Below are 16,503 nucleotides of genomic sequence, written 5' to 3' on the forward strand. Positions count from 1 at the left end.
CCGCCCGACCGACCGTAGGAGTCACCATGCCGCGCTTCATGTCGCTGATCCGCATCGACGAGCAGAACGCCTTCGACGCCCCGGACCCCGAGTTCGAGCAGCGCATGGGCGCACTGTTCGAGGAGATCACCAAGGCGGGCGTCATGCTGGAGACGGCCGGACTCACCCCCACCTCCCAGGGGACCAGGGTCACCTGGTCCGGCGGGAAGCTCACGTACACCGACGGGCCCTTCACCGAGACCAAGGAGGTCGTCGGCGGCTACGCCATCCTCCAGGTCAAGGACAAGGAGGAGGCCCTGGAATGGACCCGGCGCTTCCTGCGGACCCACCCGGAGAGCTGGACCGTGACCTCCGAGGTCCGCCAGATCGACGAGGCCACCCTGGGCGCCTGACCGGCGCTTGCCGCGGCCCGGCACGGCTGCTGTGATGAGTGGTCATGACGGCAGCAAGCACGACCGCGGCGGTCGAAGCGGTCTTCAGGATCGAGTCCGCGCGGATCATCGCGGGCGTCACCCGCATCGTGCGCGACGTCTCCATCGCCGAGGAGCTCGCGCAGGACGCTCTGGTGGCCGCGCTGGAGCAGTGGCCGGAGTCAGGCGTCCCGGAACGGCCGGGCGCCTGGCTCATGGCCACCGCCCGACACCGCGCGATCGATCTCGTACGCCGCAGGGAGACGTACGCGCGCAAGCTGGCCGAGGTGGGACGGGCCCTCGACGACGTGCCGCCGCCCGAGCCCGCCGGGGCGGACGACATCGACGACGACCTCCTCCGGCTGATCTTCACCGCCTGCCACCCGGTGCTCTCCACCGAGGCCCGGATCGCCCTCACCCTGCGGCTGCTCGGCGGCCTCACCACCGACGAGATCGCCCGCGCGTTCCTGGCCCCCGAACCGACCGTCGCCCAGCGCATCGTCCGGGCGAAACGGACCCTGGGCCGCGAGGGCATCCCCTTCGAGGTGCCGTACGGCCCGGAGCGCGCCGCCCGCCTCGGCTCCGTGCTCGAAGTGATCTACCTGATCTTCAACGAGGGGTACGCGGCGACCGCGGGCGAGGACTGGCTGCGCCCGGCGCTCTGCGAGGACGCGCTGCGGCTGGCCCGGGTGCTCGCCGGGCTCATGGAGCGGGAGCCCGAGGTCCACGGACTGGTCGCGCTGCTGGAACTCCAGGCGTCGCGCACCGCCGCCAGGACCGCGCCGGACGGCGCACCGGTGCTGCTCGCCGACCAGAACCGGGCCCGGTGGGACCATCTGCTGGTGCGGCGCGGGGTCGCGGCCCTGGAGCGGGCCGTGGCGGCGACCGGGGAGGGCGCCGGGCTCGGCCCGTACACCGTGCAGGCCGCGATCGCCGCCTGCCACGCGCGGGCGCCTGCGTACGCGGACACCGACTGGACCACCATCGCCGCCCTCTACGACCGCCTCGCCGCGATCGCGCCCTCCCCGGTCGTCGAACTGAACCGGGCCGTGGCGGTCTCCATGGCGCGCGGCCCGGAAGCCGGCCTGGCCCTGGCCGACGCGCTGGCGGACGACCCGGCGCTCAGGGACTACCACCTGCTGCCCAGCGTCCGTGGCGACCTGCTGGCCAGGACGGGCCGCGAGGACGAGGCGCGGGCGGAGTTCCTGCGGGCGGCCGGACTGACCCGCAACGAACGGGAACGGGCGATGCTCCTGGACCGGGCCGGACATCCGGACCGCGACGGCCGATGAGCTCCGGCCGCCGGACGGGTCCACCCTCCTGGCTCAAGGGCAAGCACGCCCTGTCCTGGCAGATCGTGCATCGCGGGCTCGACGAGGCGCTCTTCGACCCGGACCCGGCCGAGGTCGGGCCACGGGCCATGAAGGCGATGACGGGCATGCGCAGGCCGGACCCTCAGGCGCTGCGCAGCGCCTGAGCCGGCGCACCGGTCGGTAGGGTCTGCCCCATGTCTCGTCGCGCACAACTGCCGCCGCCGCCACCGCCCGTGGAGATACGTTCCTGGCCCGACCGGGAGGCCCTGCTGACCGACCGGGCCGCAGTGCTCGGTGCGTTGGTGAAGGCGCATGTCTCACCGGGCCGGCTGGCCATGCTGTGGATGTGGGGAGCGCTCTGCGCGCTCGGCTGGCTGCTGGTGGGCTCGGCGTTCATCACCTTCGAGGAGTCGTACGACGTCATCAGCGCCGGGATCGGCGTGCTCCTCGCCGCGATGGGCGCCTGTTGCATGGTGCCCGCGGTCGTCCTCGTCGTCATCGGCCTGCGCCGGGACCGCAGGATCCGCCGACTGCTCGACGCCTGGGGCGCCCTGGACCGCGATCCGGCACGTGACGCGGTGCTGCGGATGCCGGGTGCCTCCCTCGCGTGGCTGCTGATGTCCTTCGGGCTCTGCGCGGCCGGGCTGTACGCCTGCTTCGCCGTCCCGGCCAGTGGCGTGCTGGACGGAAACGCCTACGGCCTGGCCGTCCTGGTCATGGGGCTCGGGCTGACCGGCTGGATCGTCGGACTCATCGGCCTCGTCAAGGCGTTCGCCCACCGGCGCTGGGTGCTGCGCGTCCTGGCCGGGGCGCCCGCTCCGGAGCCGCTGTTCTCCGTCGGGGGCGGTGCCCACCGCTGACCGCGGACCTGTCCTGACGTGACCCAGGGGGTCACGTCGGGAAGGGCGACATGGAGTGGTACTGGTGGGTGCTCATCATCTTCTGGACGGGCGGCTTCGGATGGGCCGTCGACAACGTCCGTGCGGCACTGCGCAACCGGCACGACCGCAAGCTGGAACTGCTCAGGCCCAAGCAGGAGCGGCTGGCCCTCGCAGCGGCGAACAGGCCACCTGAGCCGGTCAGCGGCTGTACGCACCATCTCGCCGAGCGCGACAAGCAGGGCAAGTGCCATGAGCGGACGGGACAGTGCAACTGCCGGCAGTACGTGGGCCCTCAGCCGCTCTCGCAGGTGTACGCGGAGGACCTGACCGACCTCGACCGACCGGCCGCCGGGCCCTTCAGGCCGGGCCGGTCAGCGGGTGGCCGATCAGCATCGTCGGCGCTCCGGCCACCCGGGTCAGGAAGACCGTCGCGGAGTTCGGCCCCTGGAGCTTCATCCGGCGGCGCAGCTCCTCCGGTTCGACCGCCGAGCCGCGCTTCTTCACGGTCAGGACGCCCACCTTCCGCTCCCGCAGCAGCGCCTTCAGCTTCTTCATGTTGAACGGCAGCTGGTCGGTGATCTCGTACCCGGAGGTGTACGGGGACTCGTACGGCTGGTCGCTCGTGATGTACGCGATGGTCTCGTCGAGCAGTCGGCCCTCGCACCGCGCGACGACGTCGGCGACCAGATGGGCGCGGATGACGGCGCCGTCAGGCTCGTACAGATAGCGGCCGACCGGGCCGACGGGCGGGGCGGGCAGCGGGGCCCCGGACCACAGGGTGGCCCCGGCCGGCAGTACGGTGGCGCGGTACGAGCCGGCCGCGAAGCCCTCGCCGAACCAGAGCACCGCCTCCTTCACGTCCCCGCCGTCCGAGATCCACTCGGCCTCCGCCTGTGCCGGGATCGCCTCGTGCGGGATGCCCGGAGCGATCTTCAGCGCGGCGCGGGGGGCCGCCAGCGCGGCACCGGTCGCCCAGGAGAGCGGCGGCGAGTACGCCTCGGGGTCGAAGATCCGGCCCCTTCCGCCGCGCCGGGCCGGGTCGACGAAGACCGCGTCGTACGGCGCGGTGTCGATCTCGGCGACATCGGCGCACCGCACCTCGATCAGCTCGGCCAGTCCCAGCACGGCGGCGTTGGCGCGGGCCACCTCGGCGGTCAGCGGGTCGCGGTCCACGGCGAGCACGCGGATACCGGCCCGTGCGAGCGCGATCGCGTCGCCGCCGATCCCGCAGCAGAGGTCGGCGACGGCGCGCACCGCGCCCGTCTGCGCGAACCGCCGCGCGCGATGGGTGGCCACCGACGTACGGGTCGCCTGCTCGACGCCGTTGGGCGTGAAGAACATCCGGTACGCGTCCTCGGCGCCGAACTTCGCCACCGCCCGCTGCCGCAGCCGCGCCTGTCCCAGGGCCGCCGACACCAGGGCGGCCGGGTGGGTGCGGCGCAGCCGGGTGGCGATCGCGAGTTCCTGGGAGGGGTCGTACGAGCGCAGCTCGTCCAGGAGCGCGGTGCCCTCCGGGGTGCGCAGGGCCAGGAGGTCGGCGATGGGGGAGCTCGGGGAAGGGTCGGGGGTGTCGGACCGGCCGGCGGCGGACGGGTCGTTCGGGGCGAGAGCGTTCACCTGCCCCATTGTGAGCCAGCCGGGTAGACCGGCGGGCCCGGTGGCGGTGTCGGGCCGGAGGGCCGATCACGTACTGGCAGGATGCGGCGCCATGCAGCTTGTACGACAAAAGGAAGAAATGACCACGAAATGGCGCGGATCGTTCGCGCCCGATTCCGGACGAGGAGGGAGTCCCGGCGGGCACCGGCCGGTCTGCACCGTCCTGGCCGCGCTCCTGGTCGCCGCGGTCGGCTCCGGCTGTGCCTCCGGATCCGGCGGACAGCCGGGCGACACCGGGCACCGGGACCGGCCCGCCGTCGGGCACCCGGGCGGAGAACCCGCCGCCGGGCACCCGGGCGGCCCCGGACGGCGCGCCGGCGAGGCACGCGTACCCGGCGGCGTGCATGAGAACGCGAAGCTGAGCCCGGCCGTGCGGGCGGCGCTCGCCAAGAAGTGGGGGTTGGAAAAGCCGCCGCTGATCGCACCGCGGCCGCCCGCCGTGAAGCCGCGCATCACCACCCGCGAGGGCTTCGAGGTGGAGGGCGGCGACGACTCGCTGCCGCCGGTCTTCACCACCGTCCCGACCAGGGACCGCGTCGTCTTCCTGACGATGGACGACGGCTCCGAGAAGGACCCCGAACTGTTGCAGATGATGGACGAGCTGGACATCCCGTACAGCGCGTTCCTCAGCGACCACGTGGTGAACAACAACTACGGGTACTTCAGCGAGGCGCAGCGGCTGGGCGTCACCCTCAACAACCACACGCTCACCCACCCCTATCTGCCCGGCCTCTCGTACGCCGAGCAGGAGCGCGAGATCTGCGACGAGCAGGAGATCATCGAGAAGTGGTTCGGGAAGCGCCCCAGGCTCTTCCGCCCGCCGTACGGCAACTACAACCGGGACACGCTCCGCATCGCGAAGTCCTGCGGAGTCAAGGCCGTGCCGCTCTGGAACGCCGAGGCGTTCCCGGACCGCATGGAGTGGCGCGAGGAGGACGAGGACCTGCACCCCGGCGACATCATCCTCACGCACTTCCGGGGCCGCGCGGAATGGGGCGGCAGCATGACCGACCTGGTCCGCGCGGTCATGAAGACCGTCACGGACCGGGGATACGCCGTGGCCCGGCTGGAGGACTACGTATGAGAAGGGAGCACCGGCTGCTGGCCGGACTGCTGGCGGCCGGTGTGCTCCTGACCGCCACCGGCTGCGCACAGTCGGTGGACCCGATCGAACGGCTCGGCCGCAAGGCCGCGCAGCGGGTGCACCACCCGTCGCCCACGCCCGCGGCGGGCCCGTCGGCGGCACACGGTGACCACGGCGGGGCGGCGCCGACGGCCGTGATCTCCTGCCGTCAGCTGCCGGAGTCCCGGCACTCGCGGTCGTCGCCGCCGCTGAGGCACTGGTGGCCGGTCCCGCCGGGGCCGTACGAGGGGGCGGGCGCGGGCGTCGGGTGCGAGCGGCGGTAGTCCTCGTGCCCGACCTGCACCGTCACCACGCACAGCGCCAGCGCCACCAGCAGCTGGATCGCGCCCGCCCGGGGCCAGTTGCCGCGGATCAGCACGACGCCGATCAGGCAGATCACCGCGCCGATCCCGCCGAGGACGAGAACGGGCGTCCAGTCCATCGGCGGCGGGCCGGCCGTCTCCGTGCCGCCGAGGCCCGTGCGCGAGAAGGCCAGCCGGATCGTGGCGACCGCACAGATCAGCCCTTCCAGGAGAACCAGCAGCAGTCCGAGCACCACATCGAGGCAGCCGTTCACGGCGCGCGACGCGTACGGCGGCCCGGACTTCCGGTCCGGCCGGGGGGAGGGGGAGGGGTGGGTCATGCCCACACGGTCGTACGGAACGGTCCGGTCCGTCCGCACGTTGTCCCCATGTTGTCCGGACTGTTGTCCGGACCGTGCCCCCGTCGTTGCCCTCCGCGCCGCCGGAACCGGGCACCGGCGACGCCACGCTCGCTCGAATTGGCACTCCGCTTGACCGAGTGCTAATCGCGGTCATAGTCTCGGTGCTGGCACTCACCCCTGGAGAGTGCCAGCAGTACTGCGCGACTGGCAGGTCCGGCACCCGCGACGACGGATCCACCTGGTCGCCACCCCAAGACTGTTACCCCGTGAGATCTCCGAAGGGGGAGACCGGATCGTGTCGACCGCCAGCACCAAGGTTGCGATCAAGCCGCTCGAGGACCGCATTGTGGTCCAGCCGCTCGACGCCGAGCAGACCACGGCCTCCGGCCTGGTCATTCCGGACACCGCCAAGGAGAAGCCCCAGGAGGGCGTCGTCCTGGCCGTGGGCCCGGGCCGCTTCGAGAACGGCGAGCGCCTTCCGCTCGACGTCAAGACCGGCGATGTTGTGCTGTACAGCAAGTACGGCGGCACCGAGGTGAAGTACAACGGCGAGGAGTACCTCGTCCTCTCGGCTCGCGACGTGCTCGCGATCATCGAGAAGTAATTCACCCACGTTTGCTTCTGTTCTGCGCCCCTGGCCCCCGCGAATAACCAGCCGGGTGGTCGGGGGCGCAGTTCGTTCGAGAGGAAAGCTCAGCTCCCATGGCGAAGATCCTGAAGTTCGACGAGGACGCCCGTCGCGCCCTTGAGCGCGGCGTCAACAAGCTTGCCGACACGGTCAAGGTGACGATCGGCCCCAAGGGCCGCAACGTCGTCATCGACAAGAAGTTCGGCGCTCCCACCATCACCAACGACGGTGTCACCATCGCGCGCGAGGTCGAGCTCGACGACCCGTACGAGAACCTCGGTGCCCAGCTGGTGAAGGAGGTGGCGACCAAGACCAACGACGTCGCGGGTGACGGTACGACCACCGCCACCGTGCTCGCCCAGGCGCTCGTCCGCGAGGGTCTGCGCAACGTCGCCGCCGGTGCCTCCCCGGCCGCCCTGAAGAAGGGCATCGACGCCGCGGTCAAGGCCGTGTCCGAGGAACTCCTCGCGACCGCCCGCCCGATCGAGGACAAGACCGACATCGCCGCCGTGGCCGCGCTCTCCGCGCAGGACCCGCAGGTCGGCGAGCTCATCGCGGACGCGATGGACAAGGTCGGCAAGGACGGTGTCATCACCGTCGAGGAGTCCAACACCTTCGGTCTGGACCTCGACTTCACCGAGGGCATGGCCTTCGACAAGGGCTACCTGTCCCCGTACATGGTGACCGACCAGGAGCGTATGGAGGCCGTCCTCGACGACCCGTACATCCTGATCCACCAGGGCAAGATCGCCTCGATCCAGGAGCTCCTCCCGCTGCTGGAGAAGGTCATCCAGGCCGGTGGCTCCAAGCCGCTGCTGATCATCGCCGAGGACGTCGAGGGCGAGGCGCTGTCGACCCTCGTCGTCAACAAGATCCGTGGCACCTTCAACGCCGTCGCCGTGAAGGCCCCGGGCTTCGGTGACCGCCGCAAGGCCATGCTCGGCGACATCGCCACCCTCACCGGTGCGACCGTCATCGCCGAGGAGGTCGGCCTCAAGCTCGACCAGGCCGGCCTGGACGTGCTGGGCACCGCCCGCCGCGTCACCGTCTCCAAGGACGACACGACGATCGTGGACGGCGGCGGCGAGCCCGGCGACGTCAAGGGCCGGGTCAACCAGATCAAGGCCGAGATCGACGCCACGGACTCCGACTGGGACCGCGAGAAGCTCCAGGAGCGCCTCGCGAAGCTGGCCGGCGGCGTGTGCGTGATCCGTGTCGGTGCCGCCACCGAGGTGGAGCTGAAGGAGAAGAAGCACCGTCTGGAGGACGCCATCTCCGCGACCCGCGCCGCGGTCGAGGAGGGCATCGTCTCCGGTGGTGGCTCCGCCATCGTCCACGCCGTCAAGGTCCTGGAGGGCAACCTCGGCAAGACCGGCGACGAGGCCACCGGTGTCGCGGTCGTGCGCCGCGCCGCGGTCGAGCCGCTGCGCTGGATCGCCGAGAACGCCGGCCTCGAGGGCTACGTCATCACCTCGAAGGTCTCCGAGCTCGACAAGGGCCAGGGCTTCAACGCCGCGACCGGTGAGTACGGCGACCTGGTGAAGGCCGGCGTCATCGACCCGGTCAAGGTCACCCGCTCCGCGCTGGAGAACGCCGCGTCCATCGCGTCGCTGCTGCTCACGACCGAGACCCTGGTCGTCGAGAAGCCGGCCGAGGAGGAGGCCGAGGCCGCCCACGGCGGTCACGGCCACTCGCACTGACGCACAGCCGCTCAGGGCGCACAGCCGCAGAAGGCCCCCTGTCCCACCGTTCGGCGGAGGGACAGGGGGCCTTCGCGTTCAGGCGGGTGCCGCGTCCCCGTCATGGGCACCGAGCTCGCGCAGCAGGCCCATGAGGTCCTCGTGCCACCAGCCTTCCTGGATCCTGCCGTTCTCGAACCGGAAGATCGTGGTGCCGGTCATGACGCACTGCCTGCCCGTGGGCGCGATGCCCATGAACTCGCCCTTGTGGGTGCCGGTCCAGGTCCACAGCGTCACGACGTCGTCACCCTCGCAGATCTGCCGGTCCAGTTCGAAGGTGAAGTCGAAGGCGGCCCGCCAGCGCACGACGTCGTCGCGCAGCCGGCCGGAACCGACCATGACCCGTTCCGTCTTCGCGATGTCGTGGTCGGTGTAGTCGGCCGCGAACACTTCGTCGATGACATCGAGATGGCCGCCGACGGCGATCTCGTGGAAGAAGCGGCGGGCCCGCGCCCGGTTCAGCTGCTCGTCGCGGACCACGTCGAGGTCGGTGATGGTGGGCATCCCGTCGCAGAGCGCCACCATCTCCTGGAAGATCCGCTCGGTCTCGGGCAGCCCCGAATTCGCCATCGCGTCCTGGTACGAAGGAAATTCGACGATCTCGACATAGTGGGACCCGTCGGAGCGGTCCTTGCCCACGAGGCTGTGCGTGGCGGTCCGGGTGCCCCGGGTCTGCTCGGCCCAGCGGTCCATGAGACGGTCCATGTCCTCGAACCGCTCCGTTTTGCAGTCGATAACTTGTACGAATCTCATGGCATCTCCCGGCCTCACGTTCCGGATGGGATGCTTCCAGTTTAGTGAGGAACGGGCTTCCCGACGGCTCGGGCCGAGCGGCCCGGGAGCGGTTCGAGGGCTCAGGCGGAGTGGCTCAGACTCCCGGAGTGCACGGGGTCCGCGAAGGGCAGACCGGCCGCGAAGCGCTCCAGCTCGTCCAGCGCCTGGTCGGCCATCCGGTGCAGCTCGTCGCCCAGCGAACCCGCGACATGCGGAGTGAGCAGCACATTGGGCAGGGTGTACAACGGCGAGTGCGCGGGCGGCAGTTCGGGTTCCGTCACATCCAGTACCGCTTGCAGTCGGCCGGTCGTCAGCTCGGCCAGCAGCGCCTCCTCGTCGATCAGCGAACCCCGCGCCGTATTGATCAGCGTCGCCCCCGTAGCCATGGCGGACAGCTGCGCCGCACCGATCAGATGGTGCGTCTCCGGGAGCTGGGGCGCGTGCACCGAGACGACGGAGCTGCTCGCGCACAGCTCGTCGAGCGAGGTGAGCCGCACCCCGAGCCGCGCCGCCTCCGGACCGTCCACGTACGGGTCGTACAGCAGCACGTCCAGGTCGAAGGGGCGCAGCAGCTCGATCACGCGCCGGCCGATCCGGGAGGCGCCGACGATGCCGACCGTTCGGCGGTAGTTCCCGGCCCCGTCGAGCTCCGCGAGCCAGTCGTGGTCGGCGCGCAGATCGCGGTAGCGGTGTGCGGTGTGCAGCACCCGCTTGCCGGCGAACAGGATCGTGGCGAGGGTGAACTCGGCGACCGGCAGGGCGTTGGCCCCGGCCGCCGAGGTGACGGCGATGCCGCGCTCCCAGCAGGCGTCGGTGATGTGGTGCTTCACGGAGCCCGCGGCGTGCACCACGGCCCGCAGCCGGGGTGCGGCGGCCAGTACGCCGGCGGTGAGCGGTGTCGCGCCCCAGCAGGTGAACAGCACCTCGGCCTCGGCGAGGGCGGCGGCCACCTCGGGCGTCGGGTCGGTCAGGTCGTGGCCGACGAGGTACGGGTCGGTGCGGGCGATCTCGGCCAGCCGGGTGCGGTGGCGGTCGGCGAGGAGGCGGTCGGCGATGCCGGGGCCCATCGCGAGCAGGGCCTTCGGCCGGTTGTCGGTGGCGTGGGGCATGGTGGAACTCGTACTCCTCAGGGCTCGCGGGGGAGAGTCACTTGACGCTGCCGGCGGTCAGTCCGGCCTTCCAGTGCCGCTGCAGCGAGACGAAGGCGACGATCAGGGGGATGACGGCGAGGAGCGAGCCGGTGACGACGAGCGGATAGAAGCTCGGCTCGCCGTGGGTGTTGGTGTTCCAGGAGTACAGACCCAGGCTCAGCGGGAAGAGCTTGCGGTCCGAGAGCATCACGAGGGGGAGGAAGAAGTTGTTCCAGATCGCGGTGAACTGGAAGAGGAAGACCGTCACGAAGCCCGGCATGACCATGCGCAGTCCGATGGACCAGAAGACGCGCAGCTCGCCGGCTCCGTCGATACGGGCGGCCTCCAAGGCCTCGTTCGGTATGTAGCCGGTGCTGAACACCCGGGCGAGATACACGCCGAACGGGTTGACCAGCACCGGGATCAGTACGGACCAGTAGGTGTTGACCAGGCCGGTCTTGGAGGCCAGGAGATACATCGGCAGCGCGAGCGCCGTGGTGGGCACGAGCACACCCATCAGCACGAGCCCGAAGAGCTTCTCCTTGCCCCGGAACTCGTACTTGTCGAAGGCGTATCCCGCGGCGACGCAGATCAGCGAGCAGACGAGGGCGCCGACGCCCGCGTACAGCAGGCTGTTGAGGTACCAGCGGAAGTAGATGCCGTCGCCGTAGGAGGCCAGGTCGGACAGGTTCTGGCCGAGGTTGAAGCCCTCGAAGGAGAAGGCATTGCCGGCGAGCAGGCCGCCGGTGTCCTTCGTGGCGGCGGTGACCAGCCAGACGAGCGGGAAGAGCATGTAGACGACGGCGAGCAGAAGGAAGCCGTTGACGGCGGTCTTCGACATCCAGCGGCCGCGGGAGGCGGGGGAGTTCATGCTTTCTTGCCCTTCCGGCCGGTGAAGCGGGTGACGACGAAGGACAGCAGCGCGGCCGTGAGCGCCAGCAGGATGGAGGCGGCCGCGGCGAGACCGTAGTCGTTGCGCTCGAAGGCCGCGGTGTACGCGTACATGTTCGGCGTCCAGGTGGAGGAGACGGCCGAGCCGGTCCCCTTGTTGAGGATCAGCGGCTCGGTGAACAGCTGGAGCGAGCCGATGACCGTGAACAGCGCGACCATCACGAGGGAGGAGCGGATCAGCGGCACCTTGATGGAGAGAGCGGTGCGCCATGCACCGGCCCCGTCGACCGTGGCCGCTTCGAGTACGGAGCGGTCGATGGCCTGCAGCGCGGCATAGAAGATCACCATGTTGTAGCCGAGCCACTCCCACAGCGCGATGTTCACGATGGAGGGAAGGGCGCCCTCGGGGGAGAAGAAGTCGAATCCGATACCGCCGGACTCCATGGCGCTGACCACCGGGCTGAGCTGCGGGGTGTAGAGGTACACCCAGATCAGCGCGGCGATGATGCCGGGCACGGCGTGCGGCAGGAAGAGCGCGAGCTGGAAGAACCGGCGGGCGCGGGCCAGCGCGGAGTCCAGCAGCAGGGCAAGGGCGAGGGCTCCGACGAGCAGCAGCGGAATGTAGAACAGGCAGTATCCGAGGAGTACGCCGAAGCCCTCGCGGAACGCCCGGTCGCCCAGGGCCGCCGTGTAGTTGTCGAGTCCGCTGAAGACGGTCTCGGTGCCGCCGAAGCCCAGGCCGGACTGCTTTTCGGTGAACAGGCTGAGCCAGACCGCGTAACCGATCGGCAGCACCATGGCCACGGTGAACAGTACGAAGAAGGGCCCCAGCAGGATGGCGGCGGCTCTGGTCGTCCGGGCGCGCTTCATCAGCCTGCGTCCTCGACCTTCAGACCGCGCTTCTTCAGCTCGGCGACCGTGGCGTCGTGCCCGGCCTTCACGGCGTCCTTGATGGTGGTGCCGCCGCTCGCGACCTTGCCGAACTGGTCCTTCATGGTGGTGTTCGTCGTGCCGGTCGTCGGGCCCCAGTTCCAGTTCTGGCCGATCGACGTCGCGGCGCCCTCGAACACCTGGTAGATGTCCTGGCCGCCGTAGAAGCCGGCGTCGAAGGACTTCTTCGCCACCGGGCGCAGGGCCGCCGCCGCCGGGAAGGCGCTCGAAGTGCCGGACTCGATGCGGGCCTTGATGCCTTCCTCGGTGGTCGACATCCAGGTGGCGAACTCGACCGCGGCCTTCGCCTTCTTGCTGGTCTTGGTCACCGCGAAGGTGGAGCCGCCGAGCATGCCGCTGGCCGGCTTGCCGTCCCAGCTGGGCATCGGGGCGACGGCCCACTTGCCGCTCTGCTCGGGCAGCGTTCCCTTGAGGACGCCCGCGCCCCAGGCGGCGCCGAGGTAGCCGACGGTGCCGCCGTTCTTGAGGGAGTTGGTCCACTCGGGGCTGAAAGAGGCGTTGGAGCGGATCAGGTCGTCGTCGAGCAGACCCTGCCAGTAGTCGGCGACCTTGTTGGTGGCCGCGTCGGCGGTGCTGACCTTCCAGGTGTCGCCCTCGGGCTTGTACCACTGGGCGCCGGCCTGCCAGGCCATCGCCTGGAACGTGGTCGGGTCATCGGGGAAGAAGGTGCCGATCCGGGCCTTCTTGTCGGCCTTCTTGATCTTCTCGGCGGCCTTGCGGAACTCGTCCCAGGTCTTGGGGACCTCGACGCCGTACTTCTCGAACAGGTCCTTGCGGTAGTAGAAGGACTGCGGCGAGGCGTCGAACGGAACGGCCCAGTTCTTGCCGCCGAGCGTCGTCAGCTCGACGGCCTGCGGCAGCAGCTTCTTCCTGATGTCCTCGGTGAAGTACTCGCCGATGTCCTGGAGCGCGCCCTGGCTGACGTACTCCGGAAGCTGCGGGTACTCGATGGAGACCAGGTCGGGGGCGTTGCCCGCCTTCACCGCGTTGGAGATCTTGGCGTAGCCGCCCGCGTTGCCGGACGGGATCTCCTCGTAGACCACCTTGATGTTCTTGTGCGAGGCGTTGAACGCGTCAACGACCTCCTTGGACCCCTTGGCCCAGCCCCAGAAGGTGATGCTGACGGGCTTGCCGTCGCTTCCGGCGGCTGCATCGTCGTCGCCGCTGCCGCCACAGGCCGTGAGAAGGGCGAGGACGGTGGCGGTGCCGACTACGGCGAGGGACGTTCTGCTCGTACTGCGGCTCACAGCGAGGCTCCTGAACTGGCGGCGACATTGGCGTTGGCCGTGATCCTTGGACCAGTTGTGACCGAAGTCAAGAGCGAAAGATCGATTGATCGAAAAAAGATCAGACAAGTTACGTGCGGAAGCGGTCGACGTACGCTGCGGAACCGGACGCGAACCTGGTGGGAACGGGCGGCGACCGGGACGGAACAGGGGGCGAACCGGCGCGGGAGAGCCGCCGGAACGCCTGCGCCGAGGGATGCCCGCGCGCCTACGGCAGGCGCGCCCCGCACGAGTCCCTGACCCTCAGCTGCGGCAGCAGCGTCAGATGCCGCCGGGGTGCCCCCTCGCCCTGGCCCAGCCGCTCCACCAGCAGTTCCGTCGCGTGCCGGCCCACCTCGCGCTTGGGCGGCGCCACCGCCGTGAGCGGGGTGTCCGCGAGCGCCGCCACCTCGTCGTCGTAGGCGATCAGGGCCAGGTCCTCCGGCACCCGCACACCCAGTTCGGCCAGGCGCTGCACCACCTGGATCGCGTCCACGTCGTTGTGGATCAGCGCCGCCGTCGCCACCCCCGACAGGACCGCCTCGCGCAGCGCCTGCACGGCCTGCTCGAAGGCGTCCGGGGCGAGTTCGGCCGGTACGGAGTCGATCACGTCCTGCGGTGCGCGCAGCCCGAGCACGGTCAGGGCCTCCGCGTATCCGGAGCGCACCGCGACGGCGGTCGGGGAGTCCGCGCGGGCCATCAGCAGCGGCGCCCCGTGCCCGAGGCCCACCAGGTGGCGGACGGCCAGCAGCACGCCGTGGGCGTGGTCGGAGCAGACCCGGTCCAGGCCGTCCAGTGGGGAGCCCGCGGTGGGCCGACGCTCCAGCAGTACGGTCGGCACGGGCAGCGAGGCGATCCAGTCGCCGAACGCGGCGGGGTCGCCCGGGTCCTGCCAGCCGGGGGCGACCAGCAGCCCCTCGGCGCCCGCGGAGAGCAGCCCCTCGGTGCGGGACTGGTCCTCCTGCGGACGGTAGTCGGAGATCCGCAGGATGAGCCTGGCCCCGGCCCTCGCGGCGGCCTCGTGGGCGCCGCGGATGACCTCGGCGAAGTAGTAGGTCGACGAGGGCGCGAGCATGCCGAGGACCAGGCCGCTGCCCGTGGAGCCAGGTCCGGCGGCGGCGCCCGGGGCGCTCTCCTGCGGCCAGGAAACCGATCCGTGCACCCGGTCGAGAAGGCCGCGACCGGCCAGCTCCTCCACGTCGCGGCGGGCCGTGACGGGCGAGACGCCCAGCTGCGAGGCCAGATCCGAGACCCGGGCCGAACCCCGTTCCCGTACCAGTCCGAGCAGGCGGTCATGACGTTCAGCAGCACTTTCGCGCACGGCAGCAGTCCCCTCGCAGTGTGTGGCGCGTCCCCCGGTCCGGCCGGTGCCGAGGCCATGGTCCGACCCTAGACCACCGTGATCGAACGATGGGAGTTTCGATCATTCAAACGCCATCCATTGACGTTCGATCAATCCGAGTCCAGGATTCCGGCGATGCGGACTCGTCCCGCCCCCACCCCGACTGTCCGTCCCGACCCCGACTGTTCGTACGGAGGAATTGTGAGACATCGCGTCACCGCTGCGGCGCTCGCGGCCCTGACGGCCGCCGGCGGCCTGACCGTCGCGAGCCAGACCGCCGCACAGGCCGCGCCCACCGGCCGTACCTTCCACGTCGACTGCGCAGCGGACCCGGCCGGCGCCACCGGCAGCAAGCAGCACCCCTGGACCTCGCTCGCCGAGGCCAACGCGCACACCTACGGCCCCGGTGACCGCCTTCTCTTCAAGCGCGGCGCCACCTGCACCGGCACCCTCGCCCCCACCGGCACCGGCTCCGCCGACGCTCCGTTCACCATCGCCGACTACGGCAACGGCCCGGCCCGCGCCAGGCTCGACGGCGCGGGCGCCCACGACGTCGTCCTGCTCGCCAACACCCAGTACGTGCACCTCAAGGCGCTGGAGATCACCAACGCCGACAACCCCGGCAGCGAGCGCAACGGCGTCCGGGTCCGCCTCACCGACTACGGCGTCGCCCGCGGCTTCGACATCTCCGGCCTCTACATCCACGACGTGCGCGGCGGCGACCACAAGACGGTCTCCGGCTCCAGCGCGATCCACATCGCGGTCGAGGGCAGGACGAAGGCCAGCTGGTACGACGGCCTGGACATCGGGCACAACCGCATCGAGGACGTCGACCGCGAGGGCATCTACTTCAAGTCGACCTTCTCCAAGCGCGATCTGGTCGGCCAGCAGCAGGACCCGAACGTGTACCCGGGGGAGTGGACGCCCAGCACCGGCGTCCGCATCCACCACAACACGCTGAAGTCCCTGGCCGGTGACGGCATGAAGCTGGACACCACCAGCGGCGCCCGCGTCGACCACAACCGGGTCGACGGCTTCCAGCTCCGCTCGCCCTCCGCCAACGCGGGCATCTGGACCTTCAACACCGACGACACGACCATCGAGTACAACGAGGTCTCGGGCGGCGGCAACACCCACGACGGAATGTCCTTCGACGCCGACGGCGCCTCCCGGAACACCGTCTTCCAGTACAACTACAGCCACGACAACAAGGGCGGCTTCCTGCTGATCTGCCCGTACAGCGGCGCCAAGACCATCGGCACGGTCGCCCGCTACAACGTCAGCCGCAACGACGGTGCCCGCCTCATCCAGAACTGCTGGGGCCCGATCCTCGGCACCGAGATCTACAACAACACCTTCCACAACAAGGAGCAGATCCCCGGCTACCTCGTCCAGGACGACGCCGGCAGCCCCGCCACCACCCAGCACGAACTTTCCATCCGCAACAACGTCTTCGTGAGCGAGGGCACCGGCGGCTACGCCTTCAAGAACCCGACCCCCGGGCTCTCCTTCGACCACAACGCCTTCTACGGCATCGACATGACCCGCCCCGACCCCGGCGGCATCACGGCCGACCCGAAGCTCCGGGCCGACTTCCGGCTCGGCGCCGGCTCGCCCGCCCTCGCCGCCGGAGCCGTCATCGAGAACAACGGCGGCAAGGACTACTTCGGCAACGTACTGAAGCCCGGCGCCCCCAACATCGGCGCCTACGCGGGCCGGGGGGTGCGGTAACCGAC

General features: G+C 70.4%; 16 protein-coding genes and 1 pseudogene. 9 read left to right on the forward strand and 8 right to left on the reverse strand.

Annotated elements, in window-relative coordinates; genetic code table 11:
- Nucleotides 1–26 precede the first annotated feature (26 nt).
- The 5 genes and pseudogenes from IE107_RS14545 to IE107_RS34875 all read left to right on the forward strand — a co-directional run.
- Entirely contained in the window at nucleotides 27–392 is a 366-nt protein-coding gene (locus tag IE107_RS14545; protein ID WP_189544160.1) for a YciI family protein, read from the forward strand.
- A 44-nt stretch (nucleotides 393–436) separates the two neighbouring features.
- Complete coding sequence (locus IE107_RS14550) at nucleotides 437–1,702, forward strand: RNA polymerase sigma factor (RefSeq protein WP_189544161.1); 1,266 nt, start codon at nucleotides 437–439, stop codon at nucleotides 1,700–1,702.
- Complete coding sequence (locus IE107_RS14555) at nucleotides 1,699–1,887, forward strand: hypothetical protein (RefSeq protein WP_189544162.1); 189 nt, start codon at nucleotides 1,699–1,701, stop codon at nucleotides 1,885–1,887. Before IE107_RS14550 ends, IE107_RS14555 begins: the two co-directional genes overlap by 4 nt.
- A gap of 30 nt (nucleotides 1,888–1,917) precedes the next feature.
- Nucleotides 1,918–2,583, forward strand: a complete 666-nt coding sequence (locus tag IE107_RS14560; RefSeq protein ID WP_189544163.1) for a hypothetical protein — start codon at nucleotides 1,918–1,920, stop codon at nucleotides 2,581–2,583.
- 50 nt (nucleotides 2,584–2,633) lie between these two features.
- Nucleotides 2,634–2,936 (forward strand): annotated as a pseudogene (locus tag IE107_RS34875) (hypothetical protein); the annotation flags it as partial.
- A gap of 25 nt (nucleotides 2,937–2,961) precedes the next feature.
- Here the strand turns inward: IE107_RS34875 and IE107_RS14565 are convergent.
- Nucleotides 2,962–4,230, reverse strand: a complete 1,269-nt coding sequence (locus IE107_RS14565; RefSeq protein WP_189544164.1) for a THUMP-like domain-containing protein — start codon at nucleotides 4,228–4,230, stop codon at nucleotides 2,962–2,964.
- Nucleotides 4,231–4,312: 82 nt separating this feature from the next.
- Here IE107_RS14565 and IE107_RS14570 point away from each other — a divergent pair, with 82 nt between their 5' ends.
- Complete coding sequence (locus tag IE107_RS14570; protein WP_189544165.1) at nucleotides 4,313–5,344, forward strand: polysaccharide deacetylase family protein; 1,032 nt, start codon at nucleotides 4,313–4,315, stop codon at nucleotides 5,342–5,344.
- Between the two features lie 208 nt (nucleotides 5,345–5,552).
- Here the strand turns inward: IE107_RS14570 and IE107_RS14575 are convergent, their stop codons facing one another.
- Nucleotides 5,553–6,026 carry a DUF6234 family protein gene (locus IE107_RS14575; protein ID WP_189544166.1) on the reverse strand — a complete coding sequence of 158 codons (474 nt, stop codon included), beginning with the start codon at nucleotides 6,024–6,026 and terminating at the stop codon, nucleotides 5,553–5,555.
- A 316-nt stretch (nucleotides 6,027–6,342) separates the two neighbouring features.
- Between IE107_RS14575 and groES the strand changes: the two genes are divergently transcribed.
- Nucleotides 6,343–6,651 carry a co-chaperone GroES gene (gene groES, locus IE107_RS14580; protein WP_093540722.1) on the forward strand — a complete coding sequence of 103 codons (309 nt, stop codon included), beginning with the start codon at nucleotides 6,343–6,345 and terminating at the stop codon, nucleotides 6,649–6,651.
- A 98-nt stretch (nucleotides 6,652–6,749) separates the two neighbouring features.
- Entirely contained in the window at nucleotides 6,750–8,375 is a 1,626-nt protein-coding gene (gene groL / locus IE107_RS14585) for a chaperonin GroEL (RefSeq protein ID WP_189544167.1), read from the forward strand.
- A gap of 78 nt (nucleotides 8,376–8,453) precedes the next feature.
- Here the strand turns inward: groL and IE107_RS14590 are convergent, their stop codons facing one another.
- The 6 genes from IE107_RS14590 to IE107_RS14615 all read right to left on the reverse strand — a co-directional run bounded on the left by IE107_RS14590 (nucleotide 8,454) and on the right by IE107_RS14615 (nucleotide 14,746).
- Nucleotides 8,454–9,167, reverse strand: a complete 714-nt coding sequence (locus IE107_RS14590) for an ester cyclase (protein ID WP_189544168.1) — start codon at nucleotides 9,165–9,167, stop codon at nucleotides 8,454–8,456.
- Between the two features lie 101 nt (nucleotides 9,168–9,268).
- Nucleotides 9,269–10,297 carry a hydroxyacid dehydrogenase gene (locus IE107_RS14595; protein ID WP_189544169.1) on the reverse strand — a complete coding sequence of 343 codons (1,029 nt, stop codon included), beginning with the start codon at nucleotides 10,295–10,297 and terminating at the stop codon, nucleotides 9,269–9,271.
- Between the two features lie 37 nt (nucleotides 10,298–10,334).
- The gene (locus IE107_RS14600; RefSeq protein ID WP_189544170.1) at nucleotides 10,335–11,189 is read right to left on the reverse strand and encodes a carbohydrate ABC transporter permease; all 855 of its coding nucleotides are present in this window, start codon (nucleotides 11,187–11,189) and stop codon (nucleotides 10,335–10,337) included.
- Complete coding sequence (locus IE107_RS14605; protein WP_189544171.1) at nucleotides 11,186–12,079, reverse strand: carbohydrate ABC transporter permease; 894 nt, start codon at nucleotides 12,077–12,079, stop codon at nucleotides 11,186–11,188. Before IE107_RS14605 ends, IE107_RS14600 begins: the two co-directional genes overlap by 4 nt.
- The gene (locus tag IE107_RS14610; protein ID WP_189544172.1) at nucleotides 12,079–13,407 is read right to left on the reverse strand and encodes an ABC transporter substrate-binding protein; all 1,329 of its coding nucleotides are present in this window, start codon (nucleotides 13,405–13,407) and stop codon (nucleotides 12,079–12,081) included. The genes IE107_RS14605 and IE107_RS14610 overlap by 1 nt, the downstream gene beginning before the upstream one ends.
- Nucleotides 13,408–13,654: 247 nt before the next feature.
- Nucleotides 13,655–14,746, reverse strand: a complete 1,092-nt coding sequence (locus IE107_RS14615) for a substrate-binding domain-containing protein (protein ID WP_189544173.1) — start codon at nucleotides 14,744–14,746, stop codon at nucleotides 13,655–13,657.
- Nucleotides 14,747–14,968: 222 nt separating this feature from the next.
- Here IE107_RS14615 and IE107_RS14620 point away from each other — a divergent pair, with 222 nt between their 5' ends.
- Nucleotides 14,969–16,498, forward strand: a complete 1,530-nt coding sequence (locus tag IE107_RS14620; protein WP_189544174.1) for a right-handed parallel beta-helix repeat-containing protein — start codon at nucleotides 14,969–14,971, stop codon at nucleotides 16,496–16,498.
- Nucleotides 16,499–16,503: the final 5 nt, after the last annotated feature.

Origin of the sequence: Streptomyces gelaticus (assembly GCF_014649535.1) — a bacterium.
Lineage (GTDB): Bacteria > Actinomycetota > Actinomycetes > Streptomycetales > Streptomycetaceae > Streptomyces > Streptomyces gelaticus.

Bases quoted from the DNA above. Each gene is read 5' to 3' on its own strand.
- IE107_RS14545 (WP_189544160.1), top strand. From the start codon at position 27: ATGCCGCGCTTCATGTCGCTGATCCGCATCGACGAGCAGAACGCCTTC.
- IE107_RS14550 (WP_189544161.1), top strand. From the start codon at position 437: ATGACGGCAGCAAGCACGACCGCGGCGGTCGAAGCGGTCTTCAGGATC.
- IE107_RS14555 (WP_189544162.1), top strand. From the start codon at position 1,699: ATGAGCTCCGGCCGCCGGACGGGTCCACCCTCCTGGCTCAAGGGCAAG.
- IE107_RS14560 (WP_189544163.1), top strand. From the start codon at position 1,918: ATGTCTCGTCGCGCACAACTGCCGCCGCCGCCACCGCCCGTGGAGATA.
- IE107_RS14565 (WP_189544164.1), bottom strand. From the start codon at position 4,230: ATGGGGCAGGTGAACGCTCTCGCCCCGAACGACCCGTCCGCCGCCGGC.
- IE107_RS14570 (WP_189544165.1), top strand. From the start codon at position 4,313: ATGCAGCTTGTACGACAAAAGGAAGAAATGACCACGAAATGGCGCGGA.
- IE107_RS14575 (WP_189544166.1), bottom strand. From the start codon at position 6,026: ATGACCCACCCCTCCCCCTCCCCCCGGCCGGACCGGAAGTCCGGGCCG.
- groL (WP_189544167.1), top strand. From the start codon at position 6,750: ATGGCGAAGATCCTGAAGTTCGACGAGGACGCCCGTCGCGCCCTTGAG.
- IE107_RS14590 (WP_189544168.1), bottom strand. From the start codon at position 9,167: ATGAGATTCGTACAAGTTATCGACTGCAAAACGGAGCGGTTCGAGGAC.
- IE107_RS14595 (WP_189544169.1), bottom strand. From the start codon at position 10,297: ATGCCCCACGCCACCGACAACCGGCCGAAGGCCCTGCTCGCGATGGGC.
- IE107_RS14600 (WP_189544170.1), bottom strand. From the start codon at position 11,189: ATGAACTCCCCCGCCTCCCGCGGCCGCTGGATGTCGAAGACCGCCGTC.
- IE107_RS14605 (WP_189544171.1), bottom strand. From the start codon at position 12,079: ATGAAGCGCGCCCGGACGACCAGAGCCGCCGCCATCCTGCTGGGGCCC.